At 65.4% G+C, this 17,384-nt stretch carries 31 protein-coding genes; all 31 read left to right on the forward strand.

Features of this window, described 5'->3' with window-relative positions:
• Positions 1-161: 161 nt before the first annotated feature.
• Complete coding sequence (gene rpsJ, locus ACIBCK_RS26510; RefSeq protein WP_003948644.1) at positions 162-470, forward strand: 30S ribosomal protein S10; 309 nt, start codon at positions 162-164, stop codon at positions 468-470.
• Between the two features lie 13 nt (positions 471-483).
• Positions 484-1,128 carry a 50S ribosomal protein L3 gene (rplC, locus tag ACIBCK_RS26515; protein ID WP_361182338.1) on the forward strand — a complete coding sequence of 215 codons (645 nt, stop codon included), beginning with the start codon at positions 484-486 and terminating at the stop codon, positions 1,126-1,128.
• 7 nt (positions 1,129-1,135) lie between these two features.
• Positions 1,136-1,789, forward strand: a complete 654-nt coding sequence (gene rplD / locus ACIBCK_RS26520; protein ID WP_399394191.1) for a 50S ribosomal protein L4 — start codon at positions 1,136-1,138, stop codon at positions 1,787-1,789.
• Entirely contained in the window at positions 1,789-2,205 is a 417-nt protein-coding gene (rplW, locus tag ACIBCK_RS26525) for a 50S ribosomal protein L23 (RefSeq protein ID WP_160506660.1), read from the forward strand. The genes rplD and rplW overlap by 1 nt, the downstream gene beginning before the upstream one ends.
• A 39-nt stretch (positions 2,206-2,244) precedes the next feature.
• Positions 2,245-3,081 (forward strand): 50S ribosomal protein L2, encoded by an 837-nt coding sequence (gene rplB, locus ACIBCK_RS26530; protein WP_160506661.1) that lies wholly within the window; start codon positions 2,245-2,247, stop codon positions 3,079-3,081.
• 12 nt (positions 3,082-3,093) lie between these two features.
• Positions 3,094-3,375 carry a 30S ribosomal protein S19 gene (rpsS, locus tag ACIBCK_RS26535; RefSeq protein ID WP_160506662.1) on the forward strand — a complete coding sequence of 94 codons (282 nt, stop codon included), beginning with the start codon at positions 3,094-3,096 and terminating at the stop codon, positions 3,373-3,375.
• 41 nt (positions 3,376-3,416) lie between these two features.
• Positions 3,417-3,764 (forward strand): 50S ribosomal protein L22, encoded by a 348-nt coding sequence (gene rplV / locus ACIBCK_RS26540; RefSeq protein ID WP_016645177.1) that lies wholly within the window; start codon positions 3,417-3,419, stop codon positions 3,762-3,764.
• Positions 3,764-4,606 carry a 30S ribosomal protein S3 gene (gene rpsC, locus ACIBCK_RS26545; RefSeq protein ID WP_160506663.1) on the forward strand — a complete coding sequence of 281 codons (843 nt, stop codon included), beginning with the start codon at positions 3,764-3,766 and terminating at the stop codon, positions 4,604-4,606. Before rplV ends, rpsC begins: the two co-directional genes overlap by 1 nt.
• Positions 4,607-4,611: 5 nt before the next feature.
• The gene (gene rplP, locus ACIBCK_RS26550) at positions 4,612-5,031 is read left to right on the forward strand and encodes a 50S ribosomal protein L16 (RefSeq protein ID WP_135332557.1); all 420 of its coding nucleotides are present in this window, start codon (positions 4,612-4,614) and stop codon (positions 5,029-5,031) included.
• Positions 5,031-5,255, forward strand: coding sequence for a 50S ribosomal protein L29 (rpmC, locus tag ACIBCK_RS26555; protein WP_005481220.1), 225 nt, complete (start codon positions 5,031-5,033; stop codon positions 5,253-5,255). The genes rplP and rpmC overlap by 1 nt, the downstream gene beginning before the upstream one ends.
• A complete protein-coding gene (rpsQ, locus tag ACIBCK_RS26560) occupies positions 5,255-5,539 on the forward strand; it encodes a 30S ribosomal protein S17 (protein ID WP_055564830.1) in 285 nt (94 codons plus the stop codon). The genes rpmC and rpsQ overlap by 1 nt, the downstream gene beginning before the upstream one ends.
• A gap of 107 nt (positions 5,540-5,646) precedes the next feature.
• A complete protein-coding gene (gene rplN / locus ACIBCK_RS26565) occupies positions 5,647-6,015 on the forward strand; it encodes a 50S ribosomal protein L14 (RefSeq protein WP_073768975.1) in 369 nt (122 codons plus the stop codon).
• A 2-nt stretch (positions 6,016-6,017) separates the two neighbouring features.
• On the forward strand, positions 6,018-6,341 hold the full coding sequence (gene rplX, locus ACIBCK_RS26570) for a 50S ribosomal protein L24 (RefSeq protein WP_160506664.1): 324 nt from the start codon (positions 6,018-6,020) through the stop codon (positions 6,339-6,341).
• Positions 6,341-6,898 carry a 50S ribosomal protein L5 gene (rplE, locus tag ACIBCK_RS26575; RefSeq protein ID WP_399394196.1) on the forward strand — a complete coding sequence of 186 codons (558 nt, stop codon included), beginning with the start codon at positions 6,341-6,343 and terminating at the stop codon, positions 6,896-6,898. The genes rplX and rplE overlap by 1 nt, the downstream gene beginning before the upstream one ends.
• A 5-nt stretch (positions 6,899-6,903) precedes the next feature.
• Positions 6,904-7,089: a type Z 30S ribosomal protein S14 gene (locus tag ACIBCK_RS26580; protein WP_003948630.1), complete on the forward strand. Its 186-nt coding sequence runs from the start codon at positions 6,904-6,906 to the stop codon at positions 7,087-7,089.
• A gap of 224 nt (positions 7,090-7,313) precedes the next feature.
• Positions 7,314-7,712: a 30S ribosomal protein S8 gene (gene rpsH / locus ACIBCK_RS26585; RefSeq protein WP_160506666.1), complete on the forward strand. Its 399-nt coding sequence runs from the start codon at positions 7,314-7,316 to the stop codon at positions 7,710-7,712.
• A 21-nt stretch (positions 7,713-7,733) separates the two neighbouring features.
• Entirely contained in the window at positions 7,734-8,273 is a 540-nt protein-coding gene (gene rplF / locus ACIBCK_RS26590; protein ID WP_190084423.1) for a 50S ribosomal protein L6, read from the forward strand.
• Between the two features lie 3 nt (positions 8,274-8,276).
• A complete protein-coding gene (rplR, locus tag ACIBCK_RS26595) occupies positions 8,277-8,660 on the forward strand; it encodes a 50S ribosomal protein L18 (RefSeq protein WP_344522013.1) in 384 nt (127 codons plus the stop codon).
• Between the two features lie 46 nt (positions 8,661-8,706).
• Complete coding sequence (gene rpsE, locus ACIBCK_RS26600) at positions 8,707-9,309, forward strand: 30S ribosomal protein S5 (protein WP_160506669.1); 603 nt, start codon at positions 8,707-8,709, stop codon at positions 9,307-9,309.
• The gene (gene rpmD, locus ACIBCK_RS26605; RefSeq protein WP_041985698.1) at positions 9,309-9,491 is read left to right on the forward strand and encodes a 50S ribosomal protein L30; all 183 of its coding nucleotides are present in this window, start codon (positions 9,309-9,311) and stop codon (positions 9,489-9,491) included. Before rpsE ends, rpmD begins: the two co-directional genes overlap by 1 nt.
• A 1-nt stretch (position 9,492) precedes the next feature.
• Positions 9,493-9,948, forward strand: coding sequence for a 50S ribosomal protein L15 (gene rplO / locus ACIBCK_RS26610; RefSeq protein WP_098244248.1), 456 nt, complete (start codon positions 9,493-9,495; stop codon positions 9,946-9,948).
• Positions 9,949-10,172: 224 nt separating this feature from the next.
• Positions 10,173-11,486 carry a preprotein translocase subunit SecY gene (gene secY, locus ACIBCK_RS26615; protein WP_399394199.1) on the forward strand — a complete coding sequence of 438 codons (1,314 nt, stop codon included), beginning with the start codon at positions 10,173-10,175 and terminating at the stop codon, positions 11,484-11,486.
• Entirely contained in the window at positions 11,486-12,139 is a 654-nt protein-coding gene (locus ACIBCK_RS26620) for an adenylate kinase (protein WP_399394200.1), read from the forward strand. Before secY ends, ACIBCK_RS26620 begins: the two co-directional genes overlap by 1 nt.
• Positions 12,140-12,255: 116 nt before the next feature.
• Entirely contained in the window at positions 12,256-13,092 is an 837-nt protein-coding gene (gene map / locus ACIBCK_RS26625) for a type I methionyl aminopeptidase (RefSeq protein ID WP_399394202.1), read from the forward strand.
• A gap of 162 nt (positions 13,093-13,254) precedes the next feature.
• Positions 13,255-13,476, forward strand: coding sequence for a translation initiation factor IF-1 (gene infA / locus ACIBCK_RS26630; protein WP_003948620.1), 222 nt, complete (start codon positions 13,255-13,257; stop codon positions 13,474-13,476).
• 57 nt (positions 13,477-13,533) lie between these two features.
• A complete protein-coding gene (gene rpmJ / locus ACIBCK_RS26635) occupies positions 13,534-13,647 on the forward strand; it encodes a 50S ribosomal protein L36 (RefSeq protein ID WP_003974245.1) in 114 nt (37 codons plus the stop codon).
• 178 nt (positions 13,648-13,825) lie between these two features.
• Entirely contained in the window at positions 13,826-14,206 is a 381-nt protein-coding gene (gene rpsM, locus ACIBCK_RS26640; protein WP_135332566.1) for a 30S ribosomal protein S13, read from the forward strand.
• A gap of 62 nt (positions 14,207-14,268) precedes the next feature.
• A complete protein-coding gene (gene rpsK, locus ACIBCK_RS26645; protein ID WP_003948617.1) occupies positions 14,269-14,673 on the forward strand; it encodes a 30S ribosomal protein S11 in 405 nt (134 codons plus the stop codon).
• 120 nt (positions 14,674-14,793) lie between these two features.
• Positions 14,794-15,816 carry a DNA-directed RNA polymerase subunit alpha gene (locus ACIBCK_RS26650; RefSeq protein ID WP_016645160.1) on the forward strand — a complete coding sequence of 341 codons (1,023 nt, stop codon included), beginning with the start codon at positions 14,794-14,796 and terminating at the stop codon, positions 15,814-15,816.
• Positions 15,817-15,936: 120 nt separating this feature from the next.
• Positions 15,937-16,437, forward strand: a complete 501-nt coding sequence (rplQ, locus tag ACIBCK_RS26655; protein ID WP_399394205.1) for a 50S ribosomal protein L17 — start codon at positions 15,937-15,939, stop codon at positions 16,435-16,437.
• A gap of 81 nt (positions 16,438-16,518) precedes the next feature.
• On the forward strand, positions 16,519-17,373 hold the full coding sequence (truA, locus tag ACIBCK_RS26660; RefSeq protein ID WP_399394207.1) for a tRNA pseudouridine(38-40) synthase TruA: 855 nt from the start codon (positions 16,519-16,521) through the stop codon (positions 17,371-17,373).
• Positions 17,374-17,384 lie beyond the last annotated feature (11 nt).

Raw genomic sequence — 17,384 nt, forward strand, 5'->3', positions numbered from 1 at the left:
CCGGACCCGCGGTCATCTGGGCCGCAGCCCCTAGCAGGGAAATCCTTCGGGAAATCTCCGTGAGCGGGACTGCGACACGCCCGACCGCGTGGGTCGGAGGAAGTAGAAAAAAGGGCCTCCCGGGAGCCAGAGCCTTCGAGACAAAGGACTACCAAGTAGCCATGGCGGGACAGAAGATCCGCATCCGGCTCAAGGCCTACGACCACGAGGTCATCGACTCTTCGGCGAAGAAGATCGTCGAGACGGTGACTCGCACTGGTGCGTCGGTCGCAGGCCCGGTGCCGCTGCCCACTGAGAAGAACGTGTACTGCGTCATCAAGTCGCCGCACAAGTACAAGGACTCGCGCGAGCACTTCGAGATGCGCACGCACAAGCGCCTGATCGACATCCTCGACCCGACGCCCAAGACCGTTGACTCGTTGATGCGCCTGGACCTTCCGGCCGGCGTCGACATCGAGATCAAGCTCTGAGAGGCGCGGACAGATGACTAAGCAGATCAAGGGCGTCCTGGGCGAGAAGCTCGGCATGACCCAGGTCTGGGACGAGAACAACCGTGTCGTCCCGGTCACCGTCGTCAAGGCCGGGCCCTGTGTCGTTACCCAGGTCCGTACGAATGACTCCGACGGCTACGAGTCGGTCCAGATCGCCTTCGGCGAGATCGACCCTCGCAAGGTGAACAAGCCCCTCAAGGGTCACTTCGCCAAGGCCGACGTGACCCCCCGCCGCCACCTGGTGGAGATCCGCACCCCCGACGCCAGCGAGTACACGCTTGGCCAGGAGGTGACTGCCGAGGTGTTCGAGTCCGGCGTCAAGGTTGACGTCACGGGCAAGAGCAAGGGCAAGGGCTTCGCCGGTGTCATGAAGCGTCACAACTTCAAGGGACTCGGCGCCGGTCACGGCACCCAGCGCAAGCACCGCTCTCCCGGTTCCATCGGTGGCTGTGCCACCCCGGGCCGTGTGTTCAAGGGCCTCCGCATGGCGGGCCGTATGGGCAACGAGCGGGTCACCACCCAGAACCTGACCGTTCACGCCGTTGACGCGGAGAAGGGCCTGCTCCTGATCAAGGGCGCAGTTCCCGGTCCGAACGGCGGCCTCGTCCTGGTCCGTACCGCGGCCAAGGGGGCTTGAGGAACCGATGAGCACCATTGACATCCTTTCGCCGGCAGGCGACAAGGCCGGGACCGTAGACCTCCCCTCGGAGATCTTCGACGTAGAGAAGATCAGCATCCCGCTTCTCCACCAGGTCGTTGTCGCCCAGCTGGCCGCTGCCCGTCAGGGCACGCACAAGACCAAGCGCCGCGGTGAAGTCCGCGGTGGTGGCAAGAAGCCGTACCGCCAGAAGGGCACCGGCCGCGCGCGCCAGGGTTCGACCCGTGCGCCGCAGTTCGCCGGCGGTGGCGTCGTCCACGGCCCGCAGCCGCGTGACTACTCGCAGCGGACCCCGAAGAAGATGAAGGCCGCGGCCCTGCGCCACGCCCTCACCGACCGGGCCCGCAACGCTCGTATCCACGTTGTCACCAACGTGGTCGAGGGCGACATCTCCACGAAGGCCGCGAAGACGCTGCTCGGCAAGGTCAGCGAGCGCAAGAACGTGCTCCTGGTCATCGACCGTGCGGACGAGACTTCGCTGCTCTCCGCCCGCAACCTGCCCCAGGTGCACATCCTGGAGCCGGGCCAGCTGAACACGTACGACGTGCTCGTCTCGGACGACGTGGTCTTCACCAAGGCCGCCTTCGAGTCCTTCGTGTCTGGCCCCAAGGCCGATGAGACCGAAGGGAGCGAAGCCTGATGGCTACGCGTCACCCGAGCATCGCCCCCAAGGCGGCCAAGGCTGCCAAGGCCGCGCGCGTCGCCAAGGCGAAGCGCCACGCCACCGAGGGCAAGAACACCGTTGAGACGCCGCTGAGCAAGAGCTTCACGGACCCCCGTGACGTCCTCGTCAAGCCGGTCGTCTCTGAGAAGAGCTACGCGCTTCTCGACGAGGGCAAGTACACCTTCGTCGTCGCGCCCGGCGCCAACAAGACCCAGATCAAGCAGGCCGTCGAGGCGGTCTTCTCGGTCAAGGTCACTGGGGTCAACACGATCAACCGCCAGGGCAAGCGCAAGCGCACCCGCACGGGGTTCGGTAAGCGCGCTGACACCAAGCGCGCGATCGTGACCCTTGCTGAGGGCGACCGTATCGACATCTTCGGCCAGGCCTCCTAACGGAGCGCCCTGGTCCGAATATCGGACGAGGACTGAGAAATGGGAATCCGCAAGTACAAGCCGACTACGCCGGGCCGTCGTGGCTCCAGCGTCGCCGACTTCGTCGAGGTAACGCGGTCCACGCCGGAGAAGTCGCTGGTCCGCCCGCTGCACAGCAAGGGCGGCCGTAACAACGCCGGTCGTGTGACCGTTCGCCACCAGGGTGGCGGACACAAGCGCGCCTACCGAGTGATCGACTTCCGTCGTCACGACAAGGACGGCGTGCCGGCGAAGGTCGCGCACATCGAGTACGACCCGAACCGCACCGCGCGCATCGCGCTCCTGCACTACGCGGACGGCGAGAAGCGCTACATCCTGGCCCCCCGCAACCTGTCGCAGGGTGACCGGGTCGAGAACGGACCGGGCGCGGACATCAAGCCGGGCAACAACCTGGCCCTCCGCAACATCCCGGTCGGTACGACCATCCACGCCATCGAGCTGCGGCCCGGCGGCGGCGCGAAGTTCGCCCGCTCCGCGGGTGCCTCCGTGCAGCTGCTGGCGAAGGAGGGCTCCATGGCCCACCTTCGTATGCCGTCCGGTGAGATCCGTCTGGTCGACGTCCGCTGCCGCGCCACGATTGGCGAGGTCGGCAACGCCGAGCAGTCGAACATCAACTGGGGCAAGGCCGGCCGTAAGCGCTGGCTGGGCGTTCGCCCGACCGTTCGCGGTGTGGCGATGAACCCGGTCGACCACCCGCACGGTGGTGGTGAAGGCAAGACTTCCGGTGGTCGCCACCCGGTCTCGCCGTGGGGTCAGAAGGAGGGTCGTACTCGTTCGCCGAAGAAGGCGAGCAACAAGTACATCGTCCGCCGCCGCAAGACGAACAAGAAGCGCTAGGAGCGGGTTTAGATGCCGCGCAGTCTCAAGAAGGGACCCTTCGTCGACGGACACCTCATCAAGAAGGTGGATGTCCAGAACGAAGCAGGTTCCAAGAACGTCATCAAGACCTGGTCCCGTCGCTCGATGATCGTCCCGGCCATGCTGGGCCACACGATCGCGGTGCACAACGGCAAGACCCACATCCCGGTGTTCGTCACCGAGGCGATGGTCGGCCACAAGCTCGGCGAGTTCTCGCCGACTCGCACCTTCCGCGGCCACGTCAAGGACGACCGGAAGTCGAAGCGCCGCTAGCGCGGGGTGGAACGACTATGACTTACACCGAAGGGACAACCATGGAAGCCAGGGCCCAGGCGCGGTACATCCGCGTCACGCCCATGAAGGCCCGCCGAGTGGTGGACCTCATCCGTGGCATGGATGCCACGGAGGCTCAGGCGGTCCTGCGTTTCGCCCCGCAGGCCGCGAGCGTGCCGGTTGGCAAGGTGCTTGACAGCGCCATCGCCAACGCTGCACACAACTACGACCACAGTGACGCCTCTTCGCTGGTCATCAGCGAGGCGTACGTGGATGAGGGCCCGACCCTGAAGCGGTTCCGTCCGCGTGCTCAGGGCCGTGCCTACCGGATCCGTAAGCGGACCAGCCACATCACCGTGGTCGTCAGCAGCAAGGAAGGAACCCGGTAATGGGCCAGAAGGTAAACCCGCACGGGTTCCGGCTCGGCATTACCACCGACTTCAAGTCGCGTTGGTACGCCGACAAGCTGTACAAGGACTACGTCAAGGAAGACGTCGCCATCCGTCGGATGATGACGTCCGGCATGGAGCGCGCCGGCATCTCGAAGGTTGAGATCGAGCGCACCCGTGACCGCGTGCGGGTGGACATCCACACCGCGCGTCCCGGCATCGTCATCGGCCGCCGTGGCGCCGAGGCCGACCGCATCCGCGGTGACCTCGAGAAGCTCACGGGCAAGCAGGTCCAGCTGAACATCCTCGAGGTCAAGAACCCCGAGGTCGACGCTCAGCTGGTCGCGCAGGCCGTTGCAGAGCAGCTGTCCTCCCGCGTCTCCTTCCGTCGCGCCATGCGTAAGAGCATGCAGTCGACGATGAAGGCCGGCGCCAAGGGCATCAAGATCCAGTGTGGCGGCCGTCTCGGCGGCGCCGAGATGTCTCGCTCGGAGTTCTACCGCGAGGGCCGCGTGCCCCTGCACACCCTCCGTGCGAACGTCGACTACGGCTTCTTCGAGGCCAAGACGACCTTCGGCCGTATCGGCGTGAAGGTCTGGATCTACAAGGGCGACGTCAAGAACATCGCCGAGGTCCGCGCCGAGAACGCCGCGGCCCGTGCGGGTAACCGCCCGGCCCGTGGTGGCGGCAACGACCGCCCGGCCCGTGGTGGCCGTGGTGGCGAGCGTGGCGGCCGCGGCCGCAAGCCGCAGCAGCAGTCCGCGCCGGCTGCCGAGGCCCCCAAGGCCGACGCTCCCGCCGCAGCTGCCGCTCCGGCTGAGAGCACCGGAACGGAGGCCTGACCGACATGCTGATCCCTCGTAGGGTCAAGCACCGCAAGCAGCACCACCCGAAGCGCAGCGGTATGTCCAAGGGTGGTACGCAGGTTGCGTTCGGCGAGTACGGGATTCAGGCCCTCACTCCGGCGTACGTGACCAACCGCCAGATCGAGGCGGCTCGTATCGCGATGACCCGCCACATCAAGCGTGGCGGCAAGGTCTGGATCAACATCTACCCGGACCGCCCGCTGACGAAGAAGCCCGCCGAGACCCGCATGGGTTCCGGTAAGGGTTCCCCCGAGTGGTGGGTCGCGAACGTCAAGCCCGGACGGGTGATGTTCGAGCTGTCCTACCCGAATGAGAAGACTGCGCGTGAGGCGCTTACCCGCGCTGCTCACAAGCTTCCGATGAAGTGCCGGATTGTTCGGCGCGAGGCAGGTGAGTCGTGATGTCGGCCGGTACCAAGGCGTCCGAGCTGCGCGAACTGGGTGACGAGGAGCTTCTCAACAAGCTCCGCGAAGCCAAGGAAGAGCTGTTCAACCTCCGCTTCCAGGCGGCGACCGGTCAGCTCGAGAACCACGGTCGGCTCAAGGCCGTCCGTAAGGACATCGCGCGGATCTACACCCTGATGCGTGAGCGCGAGCTGGGCATCGAGACGGTGGAGAGCGCCTGATGAGCGAGAGCAACGTGACTGAGACCAAGACTGACCGCGGATTCCGCAAGACCCGTGAGGGTCTGGTCGTCAGCGACAAGATGGACAAGACCGTCGTCGTCGCTGTCGAGGACCGCGTGAAGCACGCGCTGTACGGCAAGGTCATCCGCCGTACGAACAAGCTCAAGGCGCACGACGAGCAGAACGCTGCCGGCGTCGGCGACCGCGTCCTCCTGATGGAGACGCGTCCGCTGTCCGCCACCAAGCGCTGGCGCATCGTCGAGATCCTCGAGAAGGCCAAGTAATTTCCGAGGGGGTTTCCCCTCGGATCAGTTCCGCCAGGCTCGGTGGGGGCCGGCTCCCGTAAGGGATTCGCCCCCGCCGGGAACCGGCAGACAATCAGGAGATAGACGTGATCCAGCAGGAGTCGCGACTTCGGATCGCCGACAACACGGGTGCGAAGGAAATTCTCACCATTCGTGTTCTCGGTGGCTCGGGTCGCCGCTACGCGGGCATCGGTGACGTCATCGTCGCCACCGTCAAGGACGCGATCCCCGGTGGCAACGTGAAGAAGGGTGACGTCGTCAAGGCCGTCATCGTTCGCACCGTCAAGGAGCGCCGCCGTCCCGACGGCTCGTACATCCGCTTCGACGAGAACGCCGCCGTCATTCTGAAGAACGACGGCGACCCTCGCGGCACCCGTATCTTCGGCCCGGTCGGCCGTGAGCTGCGCGAGAAGAAGTTCATGAAGATCATCTCGCTCGCGCCGGAGGTGCTGTAAGCATGAAGATCAAGAAGGGCGACCTGGTCCAGGTCATCACCGGTAAGGACAAGGGCAAGCAGGGCAAGGTCATTGCCGCTTACCCGCGCGACGAGCGCGTCCTGGTCGAGGGTGTCAACCGGGTCAAGAAGCACACGAAGGCCGGCCCGACCGCCAGCGGTTCGCAGGCCGGCGGCATCGTGACCACCGAGGCCCCTGTCCACGTCTCCAACGTCCAGCTGGTCGTGGAGAAGGACGGCAACAAGGTCGTCACGCGTGTCGGTTTCCGCTTCGACGATGACGGCAACAAGATCCGCGTTGCCAAGCGGACGGGTGAGGACATCTGATGACGACCACCACCAGCCCGCGTCTGAAGGCGAAGTACCGCGAGGAGATCGCGGGCAAGCTGCAGGAAGAGTTCTCCTACGAGAACGTCATGCAGATCCCCGGCCTCGTCAAGATCGTGGTCAACATGGGTGTCGGCGACGCCGCCCGTGACTCGAAGCTCATGGACGGTGCCGTCCGTGACCTGACCACCATCACGGGTCAGAAGCCGGCCATCACCAAGGCCCGGAAGTCCATCGCGCAGTTCAAGCTGCGCGAGGGTCAGCCGATCGGCTGCCACGTCACGCTTCGTGGCGACCGCATGTGGGAGTTCCTGGACCGCACCCTGTCGCTCGCGCTGCCGCGCATCCGCGACTTCCGTGGTCTGTCCCCCAAGCAGTTCGACGGCCGTGGCAACTACACCTTCGGTCTCACGGAGCAGGTCATGTTCCACGAGATCGACCAGGACAAGATCGACCGCGTCCGGGGTATGGACATCACCGTGGTCACCACGGCGACCAACGACGCTGAGGGCCGTGCGCTCCTTCGTCACCTCGGCTTCCCGTTCAAGGAGGCGTAAGCGAGATGGCGAAGAAGGCACTTATTGCCAAGGCTGCTCGTAAGCCCAAGTTCGGTGTGCGCGGCTACACCCGCTGCCAGCGCTGTGGCCGTCCGCACTCCGTGTACCGCAAGTTCGGCCTGTGCCGCGTCTGCCTTCGTGAGATGGCTCACCGTGGCGAGCTGCCGGGCGTGACCAAGAGCTCCTGGTAATTCCCTCCTGTCCTTAGGGACTTGGGAATTTCCGGAGGCTCTCGGTAAGTATCTGGTCGGTAGGTGGCCCACCTCTCCATGGCTTAGGCTAGGAGGGTTGGGCGCCTGCCGCCCTGACCGACTTACTACGCCGTAGGTCCCCGCGCCGCACCCGTCCCGCCTCTGAGTGGGGAGAGGGATGGCGCAGATAGGAAACCACGGCGAGAGAGGCCGAAGGCCAATTCATGACCATGACTGATCCGATCGCGGACATGCTGACTCGTCTGCGTAACGCGAACTCGGCGTACCACGACTCCGTGGCGATGCCGCACAGCAAGATCAAGTCTCACATCGCGGAGATCCTCCAGCAGGAGGGCTTCATCACGGGCTGGAAGACCGAGGACGCCGAGGTTGGCAAGAACCTCGTCCTCGAGCTGAAGTTCGGCCCGAACCGTGAGCGCTCCATCGCGGGCATCAAGCGGATCTCCAAGCCCGGTCTCCGGGTTTACGCGAAGTCCACCAATCTGCCGAAGGTGCTCGGCGGCCTGGGCGTGGCGATCATCTCCACGTCCCACGGTCTCCTCACCGGCCAGCAGGCAGGCAAGAAGGGCGTAGGTGGGGAAGTCCTCGCCTACGTCTGGTAGTCGGGAACGGAGGAATAGCTAATGTCGCGTATTGGCAAGCTCCCCATCACGGTTCCCGCCGGCGTGGACGTCACCATCGACGGCCGGACGGTTTCGGTTAAGGGTCCCAAGGGCTCCCTTTCCCACACCGTCGTCGCGCCGATCGATGTCGCCAAGGGCGAGGACGGCGTGCTGAGCGTCACCCGCCCGAACGACGAGCGTCAGAACAAGGCCCTGCACGGCCTGTCCCGCACGCTGGTGGCGAACATGATCACCGGCGTGACCACGGGTTACGTGAAGAAGCTCGAGATCAGCGGTGTCGGTTACCGCGTGCTCGCGAAGGGCTCCAACCTGGAGTTCTCGCTGGGTTACAGCCACCCGATCCTGGTCGAGGCCCCCGAGGGCATCACCTTCAAGGTGGAGTCCGCGACCAAGCTTTCGGTCGAGGGCATCGACAAGCAGAAGGTCGGCGAGGTTGCGGCCAACATCCGCAAGCTCCGCAAGCCCGACCCGTACAAGGCCAAGGGTGTCAAGTACGAGGGCGAAGTCATCCGGCGCAAGGTCGGAAAGGCAGGTAAGTAAGCCATGGCATACGGTGTGAAGATCGCCAAGGGTGACGCTTACAAGCGTGCCGCCAAGGCCCGCCGCCATATCCGCATCCGCAAGAACGTGTCGGGTACGGCGGAGCGTCCGCGCCTCGTCGTGACGCGTTCCAACCGCAACATCGTTGCTCAGGTCATCGACGACCTCAAGGGTCACACCCTTGCGTCGGCGTCGACCCTGGACACCACGATCCGCGGTGGCGAGGCTGACAAGTCGGCCCAGGCCAAGCAGGTCGGCGCGCTCGTTGCCGAGCGTGCCAAGGCCGCGGGTGTCGAGACCGTCGTGTTCGACCGCGGTGGCAACAAGTACGCCGGGCGCATTGCCGCTCTGGCGGACGCCGCCCGCGAAGCCGGGCTGAAGTTCTAAGCCCCGGTTCCGGAGCTAGCGGACGTAACAGAGAGAGGTAATTCCAATGGCTGGACCCCAGCGCCGCGGGAGCGGTGCCGGTGGCGGCGAGCGGCGGGACCGGAAGGGTCGCGACGGTGGCGCTGCCGCCGAGAAGACCGCATACGTTGAGCGCGTTGTCGCGATCAACCGTGTCGCCAAGGTTGTCAAGGGTGGTCGCCGCTTCAGCTTCACCGCGCTGGTCGTGGTGGGCGACGGTGACGGCACCGTAGGTGTCGGATACGGCAAGGCCAAGGAAGTTCCCGCGGCCATCGCCAAGGGCGTTGAAGAGGCCAAGAAGAACTTCTTCAAGGTTCCGCGTATCCAGGGCACCATCCCGCACCCGATCACGGGCGAGAAGGCTGCAGGCGTCGTCCTGCTCAAGCCGGCTTCCCCCGGTACCGGTGTTATCGCCGGTGGCCCGGTGCGTGCTGTGCTCGAGTGCGCCGGCGTGCACGACATCCTGTCGAAGTCGCTCGGCTCGTCCAACGCGATCAACATCGTGCACGCGACCGTGGCGGCCCTCAAGGGCCTGCAGCGTCCCGAGGAGATCGCGGCTCGCCGTGGTCTGCCCCTCGAGGACGTCGCCCCCGCGGCTCTGCTGCGTGCACGTGCGGGAGCGGGTGCGTAATGGCCCGTCTCAAGATCACGCAGACGAAGTCGTACATCGGCAGCAAGCAGAACCACCGCGACACGCTGCGTTCGCTCGGGCTCAAGCGCCTGAACGACGTGGTCGTCAAGGAAGACCGCCCCGAGTTCCGCGGAATGGCTAACACCGTCCGCCACCTCGTGACGGTTGAGGAGGTCGACTGACATGGCGGAGCAGAACCCGCTGAAGGTCCACAACCTCCGGCCCGCCCCGGGCGCCAAGACCGCCAAGACCCGTGTGGGTCGTGGTGAGGCGTCCAAGGGTAAGACCGCTGGTCGTGGTACCAAGGGCACCAAGGCCCGTTACCAGGTTCCGGAGCGCTTCGAGGGTGGCCAGATGCCCCTCCACATGCGTCTCCCGAAGCTCAAGGGCTTCAAGAACCCGTTCAAGACCGAGTTCCAGGTCGTGAACCTCGACAAGCTGAGCGCGCTGTTCCCCGAGGGTGGCGAGGTCACCGTCGAGGCCCTCGTGGCCAAGGGTGCGGTTCGCAAGAACAGCCTCGTCAAGGTCCTCGGCCAGGGTGAGGTCACCGTGGCGCTGCAGGTGACGGTTGACGCCGTCTCCGGCTCCGCCAAGGAGAAGATCACCGCCGCAGGCGGTACCGTCACCGAGCTCGTCTGAATTCTTCAGGCCACTCGATGACTTGAGCGATTCCCAGCCGGGGATGCCCCACAAAAGGGGCATCCCCGGTTGGTCGTTCCAAGGGGGGCACGGTCGCCGGTAAGGTGGCGTGCACTGTCTAAGCTCCGTGCGGTCTGCCCGTGCGGTTTTTCTGACTGATACGTATTCGTCGATCCTCAGACCACTACCTCTGACGCACGCGCGCGGGGGTCGCAGGAGGCACCGTGCTCACCGCGTTCGCCCGGGCGTTCAAGACGCCCGACCTGCGCAAGAAGCTGCTCTTCACTCTCGGCATCATCGTGATCTACCGGCTCGGAACGCACATTCCGATCCCGGGCGTCAGTTATAAAAACGTCCAGGTATGTATGGACCAGGCCAACTCCAACCAGGGGTTGTTCGGTCTGGTCAACATGATGAGTGGCGGGGCGCTGCTGCAGATCACGATCTTCGCGCTCGGCATCATGCCGTACATCACGGCGAGCATCATCCTGCAGCTGCTGACCGTGGTGATCCCGCGGCTGGAGGCGCTCAAGAAGGAGGGTCAGGCAGGCACGGCGAAGATCACGCAGTACACGCGTTATCTCACCGTCGCGCTCGCGATCCTCCAGGGCACCGGTCTCGTGGCCACCGCCCGCTCGGGCTCGCTCTTCTCCGGCTGCCCCGTGGCCACCGACATCGTGCCGGATCAGTCGATCTTCGTGACCATCACCATGGTGATCACGATGACCGCGGGCACGGCCTGCGTCATGTGGCTGGGTGAGCTCATCACCGACCGCGGCATCGGCAACGGCATGTCGATCCTGATGTTCATCTCGATCGCCGCGACCTTCCCGAGCGCCCTGTGGGCCATCAAGAAGCAGGGCTCGCTGGCGGGCGGCTGGATCGAGTTCGGCACCGTCATCGCGGTCGGTCTCGTCATGGTCGGCCTGGTCGTCTTCGTGGAGCAGGCTCAGCGCCGCATTCCCGTCCAGTACGCGAAGCGCATGATCGGCCGCCGGTCCTACGGCGGTACGTCGACGTACATTCCGCTGAAGGTCAATCAGGCGGGCATCATCCCTGTGATCTTCGCCTCTTCGCTGCTCTACATCCCCGCACTCGTCGCCCAGTTCGCGGGTGGCAACGCCGGGTGGAAGCAGTGGATCGAGGCGAACCTGACCAAGGGTGACCACCCGATTTACATCGCGACGTACTTCTTGTTGATCGTGTTCTTCGCCTTCTTCTACGTGGCTATCTCGTTCAACCCCGAGGAAGTCGCGGACAACATGAAGAAGTATGGTGGCTTCATCCCGGGCATCCGGGCTGGCCGTCCGACCGCTGAGTATTTGAGCTACGTACTCAACCGGATCACGTGGCCGGGCTCGCTGTATCTGGGTCTGATCGCTCTCGTGCCGACGATGGCGTTGGTGGGCTTCAACGCGAACCAGAACTTCCCGTTCGGCGGGACAAGCATCCTGATCATCGTGGGTGTGGGTCTGGAGACCGTGAAGCAGATCGAGAGCCAGCTCCAGCAGCGCAATTACGAAGGGTTCCTCCGCTGATGCGAATCGTCCTCGTCGGGCCGCCCGGTGCGGGCAAGGGAACGCAGGCCGCGTTCCTCGCCAAGAACCTGTCGATCCCGCACATCTCCACGGGCGACCTCTTCCGCGCCAACATCAGCCAGGGCACGGAGCTGGGCAAGCAGGCGAAGGCCTTCATGGACGCCGGCAACCTCGTACCCGACGAGGTCACGATCGGCATGGCCCATGACCGCATGACGCAGTCGGACGCCGAGAACGGCTTCCTGCTCGACGGCTTCCCGCGGAACGTGTCACAGGCCGAGGCCCTGGACGAGTCGCTCAAGACGGACGGCCAGAAGCTCGACGCGGTGCTCGACCTCGAGGTCCCCGAGGACGAGGTGGTCAAGCGCATCGCCGGCCGCCGCATCTGCCGGAACGATTCCAGCCACGTCTTCCACGTGACGTACAGCCAGCCGAAGACCGAGGGCGTCTGCGACGTCTGCGGCGGTGAGCTCTACCAGCGCGGTGACGACCAGGAAGAGACCGTGCGCAAGCGTCTCGACGTGTACCACCGCGAGACCGAGCCGATCATCGACCACTACAAGGCCCAGGGCCTGGTGGTCACGATCTCCGCGCTCGGCAAGGTGGACGAGGTCACCAAGCGCGCGATGGAAGCCCTCAAGGGCGACAAGTAGTCAGTACGCTGTCTCGGCCGCGGTGCCCCTCGGGGGACCGCGGCCGTAGTGTTGTGTACGTAGTCGGTTCGTGTACGTAGCCGGTTGTTGGACGGATGACGGAGAGCGGAAGCCCCATGGTGCAGATCAAGACCCCCGAGCAGATCGCGAAGATGCGTGAGGCGGGCCTTGTCGTCGCCGCCGTCCACGCCGCGACGCGCGAGGCGGCGGTGCCGGGTGCCACCACGAAGGACCTGGACGACGTCGCCCGCAAGGTGATCGCCGAGCACGGCGCGAAGTCGAACTTCCTCGGGTACGGCGGCTTCCCCGCGACGATCTGCACCTCGGTCAACGAGGTCGTCGTCCATGGGATCCCGGACGACAAGACCGTCCTCAAGGACGGCGACATCATCTCCATCGACGCCGGCGCGATCATCGACGGCTGGCACGGCGACGCCGCGTACACCGCGTTCGTGGGCACCGGTCACGCCCCGGAGCTGATCGAGCTCTCCCGGGTGACCGAGGAGTCCATGTGGGCCGGCCTCGCCGCCATGAAGCAGGGCAACCGCCTCGTGGACATCTCCCGGGCGGTCGAGACGTACATCCGCCGCCAGCCGAAGCCCGGCGGTGGCAAGTACGGCATCGTCGAGGACTACGGCGGCCACGGCATCGGCACCGAGATGCACATGGACCCGCACGTCCTCAACTACGTCGAGCGCCGCCGCGGCAAGGGCCCCAAGCTGGTCCCCGGCCTCTGCCTGGCCATCGAGCCCATGGTCTCCCTGGGCACGCCCCGCACGGAGGTCCTGGAGGACGACTGGACCGTCATCACCACTGACGGGACCTGGTCCTCCCACTGGGAGCACACGATCGCCCTCACGGAGGAGGGTCCGCTCGTCTTGACCTCCCCCGACTGCGGCAGGGCGAAGCTGGCGGAGTATGGGGTTACCGTCGCGCCGGATCCGCTGGGCTAAGTGCGGTTGTGTCGCTGCTTAGAGATCTTGCTCGTGGGGCAGACTTCCTCGATTCGTCTTTCCGGGGTGCCTGACGTAGACTGACTCGTCGGCTCTCGTGCATCCGTGTGCCTGCATACGGCGTACGAAGTCGATCAAGGTAGTCGATTCGAAGGGCAAAGCGTGGCCAAGAAGCAAGGTGCCATCGAGATCGAGGGCACTGTCGTTGAGTCTCTTCCGAACGCCATGTTCAAGGTTGAGCTCCAGAACGGCCACCAGGTCCTGGCACACATCAGCGGCAAGATGCGCATGCACTACATCCGCATCCTCCCTGACGACCGGGTCGTGGTGGAGCTGTCTCCTTACGACCTGACGCGTGGCCGGATCGTCTACCGGTACAAGTAGATCTTGCCCGCACCCCATTCGCGTGGGGTGATGGCACTGACCCGGAGAACCTCACCAATGAAGGTCAAGCCGAGCGTCAAGAAGATCTGCGACAAGTGCAGGGTGATCCGCCGTCACGGCCGGGTCATGGTTATCTGCGACAACCCGCGCCACAAGCAGCGCCAGGGCTGACGCACGACTGCAGTTCGCAGATTTTCGCGCGACGCACGTAAGCACATGTGCAGGACCCGTCCCTCTTCAGTGATGGAGGGCGACACCCCCGGTCGGAGGCCGGGGACCCAGGATGTACCTCGTACGGCACCTGGGACCGGTCCTGCTGAAGACCTCCGAAAATCAACAGGAGCCTTGAATGGCACGCCTTGAAGGTGTTGACCTCCCGCGCGAAAAGCGTGTTGAGGTCGCCCTCACGTACGTGTTCGGCATTGGCCGCACGCTGTCCCAGCAGACGCTGGACGCCACCGGTGTGGACCGCAACACCCGTGTTCGTGATCTGTCCGAAGAGGACCTGATCAAGATCCGCGAGTACGTGGACGCCAACATCCAGACCGAGGGTGACCTCCGTCGCGAGATCCAGGCCGACATCCGCCGCAAGGTCGAGATCGGTTGCTACCAGGGTCTTCGTCACCGTCGTGGCCTGCCCGTCCGCGGTCAGCGCACCAGCACCAACGCCCGCACCCGTAAGGGCCCGCGTCGCGCCATCGCCGGTAAGAAGAAGCCGGGCAAGAAGTAGTCCTCAGCGGTCGATCGACAGCTGTCGCTGCAGGACCGACCACCTCGCGTAGGAGTTAATAGATGCCCCCCAAGGGTCGTCAGGGCGCTGCCAAGAAGGTGCGCCGCAAGGAAAAGAAGAACGTCGCTCACGGGCACGCCCACATCAAGAGCACGTTCAACAACACCATCGTCTCGATCACGGACCCCACGGGCAACGTGATCAGCTGGGCCTCCGCCGGCCACGTCGGCTTCAAGGGCTCGCGCAAGTCGACTCCGTTCGCCGCGCAGATGGCCGCCGAGTCGGCCGCGCGTCGCGCCCAGGAGCACGGCATGCGCAAGGTTGACGTCTTCGTCAAGGGTCCGGGTTCCGGTCGTGAGACCGCGATCCGTTCGCTGCAGGCGACCGGCCTCGAGGTCGGTTCGATCCAGGACGTCACCCCCACGCCGCACAACGGCTGCCGTCCCCCCAAGCGCCGCCGCGTCTGACGCACGTCGCTTGAACCAGGGATTTTCGGGCGGTGCGGCTCCTCGGAGCCGTACCGCCCGTACCCTTGTAGCACTCAAGGACATCAAATAGTGGGTGTCCATGACTGAAGGAAACACTTCATGCTGATTGCTCAGCGTCCCTCGTTGACCGAAGAGGTCGTCGACGAATTCCGCTCCCGGTTCGTGATCGAGCCGCTGGAGCCGGGCTTCGGTTACACCCTCGGCAACTCCCTGCGTCGGACCCTTCTCTCCTCGATCCCGGGTGCGGCCGTCACGTCCATCCGTATCGACGGTGTCCTGCACGAGTTCACCACCGTGCCGGGCGTCAAGGAAGACGTCACCGACCTCATCCTCAACATCAAGCAGCTGGTCGTCTCCAGCGAGCACGATGAGCCCGTCGTGATGTACCTGCGCAAGCAGGGTCCCGGTCTCGTCACCGCCGCTGACATCGCCCCGCCCGCCGGTGTCGAGGTGCACAACCCCGACCTGGTCCTCGCCACGCTCAACGGCAAGGGCAAGCTGGAGATGGAGCTGACCGTCGAGCGCGGTCGCGGCTACGTCTCCGCCGTTCAGAACAAGCAGGTCGGTCAGGAGATCGGGCGCATCCCGGTCGACTCGATCTACTCGCCGGTCCTGAAGGTCACGTACAAGGTCGAGGCCACGCGTGTCGAGCAGCGCACCGACTTCGACAAGCTGATCGTCGACGTCGAGACCAAGCAGGCCATGCGCCCGCGTGACGCCATGGCGTCCGCCGGTAAGACCCTGGTCGAGCTGTTCGGTCTGGCCCGTGAGCTCAACATCGACGCCGAGGGCATCGACATGGGTCCCTCGCCGACGGACGCGGCCCTGGCCGCTGATCTCGCCCTGCCGATCGAGGAGCTCGAGCTCACCGTTCGGTCGTACAACTGCCTCAAGCGCGAGGGCATCCACTCCGTGGGTGAGCTCGTGGCCCGCTCCGAGGCGGACCTGCTCGACATTCGCAACTTCGGTGCGAAGTCGATCGACGAGGTCAAGATGAAGCTCAACGGCATGGGTCTCGCGCTGAAGGACTCGCCTCCCGGCTTCGACCCGACCGCTGCGGCTGACGCCTTCGGGGCTGACGACGACGCGGACGCCGGCTTCGTCGAGACCGAGCAGTACTGATCTGATTTTGGCTGCGGGTCCGCTTCGGCTGGTCGCGCAGTTCCCCGCGCCCCTTTGGGGCACGGATTCCGCTGACCCCGGTACCTGACACGGCCGGGGCAGACAACAAGGAGAAACACCATGCCGAAGCCCACCAAGGGTGCCCGTATGGGCGGCAGCGCCGCGCACGAGAAGCTTCTGCTGGCGAACCTCGCCAAGCAGCTCTTCGAGTACGGCCGCATCACCACCACCGAGGCGAAGGCCCGTCGTCTGCGTCCCTACGCGGAGCGTCTGGTCACCAAGGCGAAGAAGGGTGACCTTCACAACCGCCGCCAGGTGCTGTCCGTCATCACCGACAAGAGCATCGTGCACACGCTCTTCACGGAGATCGGCCCGCGCTACGAGAACCGCCCGGGTGGCTACACCCGTATCACCAAGATCGGTAACCGTCGTGGCGACAACGCGCCCATGGCTGTCATCGAGCTGGTGGAGGCCCTGACCGTGGCCCAGGAGGCCACCGGTGAGGCCGAGGCGGCCACGAAGCGTTCCGCCAAGGACGCCGAGGTTTCCGAGCCCAAGGTCGACACGACCAAGGGTGACGAGGCTGCCGAGGAGTCCAAGGACGAGTCCAAGGACGCCTGAGGCTCTGCCTTGCTGTGAGCGGGTCCGCCCTTCGGGGCGGGCCCGCTTTCGCGTGTACCTGGTGCTGAGAGGATTGTTGGTGTGAGTGATGAAGTAGAGCCCGGGTTCGTGCGGGTGCGGCTCGACCTTTCGTACGACGGCAAGGACTTCTCCGGCTGGGCCAAGCAGAAGCAGGGGCAGCGGACCGTCCAGGGGGAGATCGAGGCCGCGCTGAAGACCGTGACGCGGTCGCAGGAGACGTACGAGCTGACCGTCGCCGGGCGGACCGACAGCGGCGTGCACGCGCGCGGGCAGGTCGCTCATGTCGATCTGCCCGAGGGCGTGTGGGCCGAGCACAGTGACAAGCTGCTGCGCAGGCTCGCCGGGCGGCTGCCGCACGACGTGCGGGTCTGGAAGGTGGCCGAGGCTCCCGCGGGGTTCAACGCGCGGTTCGCGGCCGTGTGGCGGCGTTACGCCTATCGCGTGACCGATCACCCGGGCGGCGTCGATCCGCTGCTGCGCAGTCATGTGCTGTGGCACGACTGGGAGTTGGACCTCGACGCCATGAACGCCGCCGCCGAGAAGCTGCTCGGCGAGCATGACTTCGCTGCTTACTGCAAGCGGCGCGAGGGCGCCACCACCATCCGTACGCTCCAGGAACTGCGGTGGGAGCGGCGGCCGGACGGGATTCTCGAAGCCACCGTGCGGGCCGACGCCTTCTGCCACAACATGGTGCGGTCGTTGGTGGGGGCCATGCTGTTCGTGGGTGATGGGCACCGGCCCGTGGAGTGGCCCGCCAAGGTGCTGGCCGCCGGGGTGCGGGATTCGGCCGTGCATGTCGTACGGCCGCACGGGCTGACCCTTGAGGAAGTCGGCTACCCCGCCGACGAGTTGCTCGCCGCGCGCAGCAAAGAAGCGCGCAACAAGCGGACGTTGCCCGGCGCCGGCTGCTGCTGAGCGCCGGCTGC

The sequence above is a fragment of the Streptomyces sp. NPDC051218 genome (assembly GCF_044455475.1).
Lineage (GTDB): Bacteria > Actinomycetota > Actinomycetes > Streptomycetales > Streptomycetaceae > Streptomyces.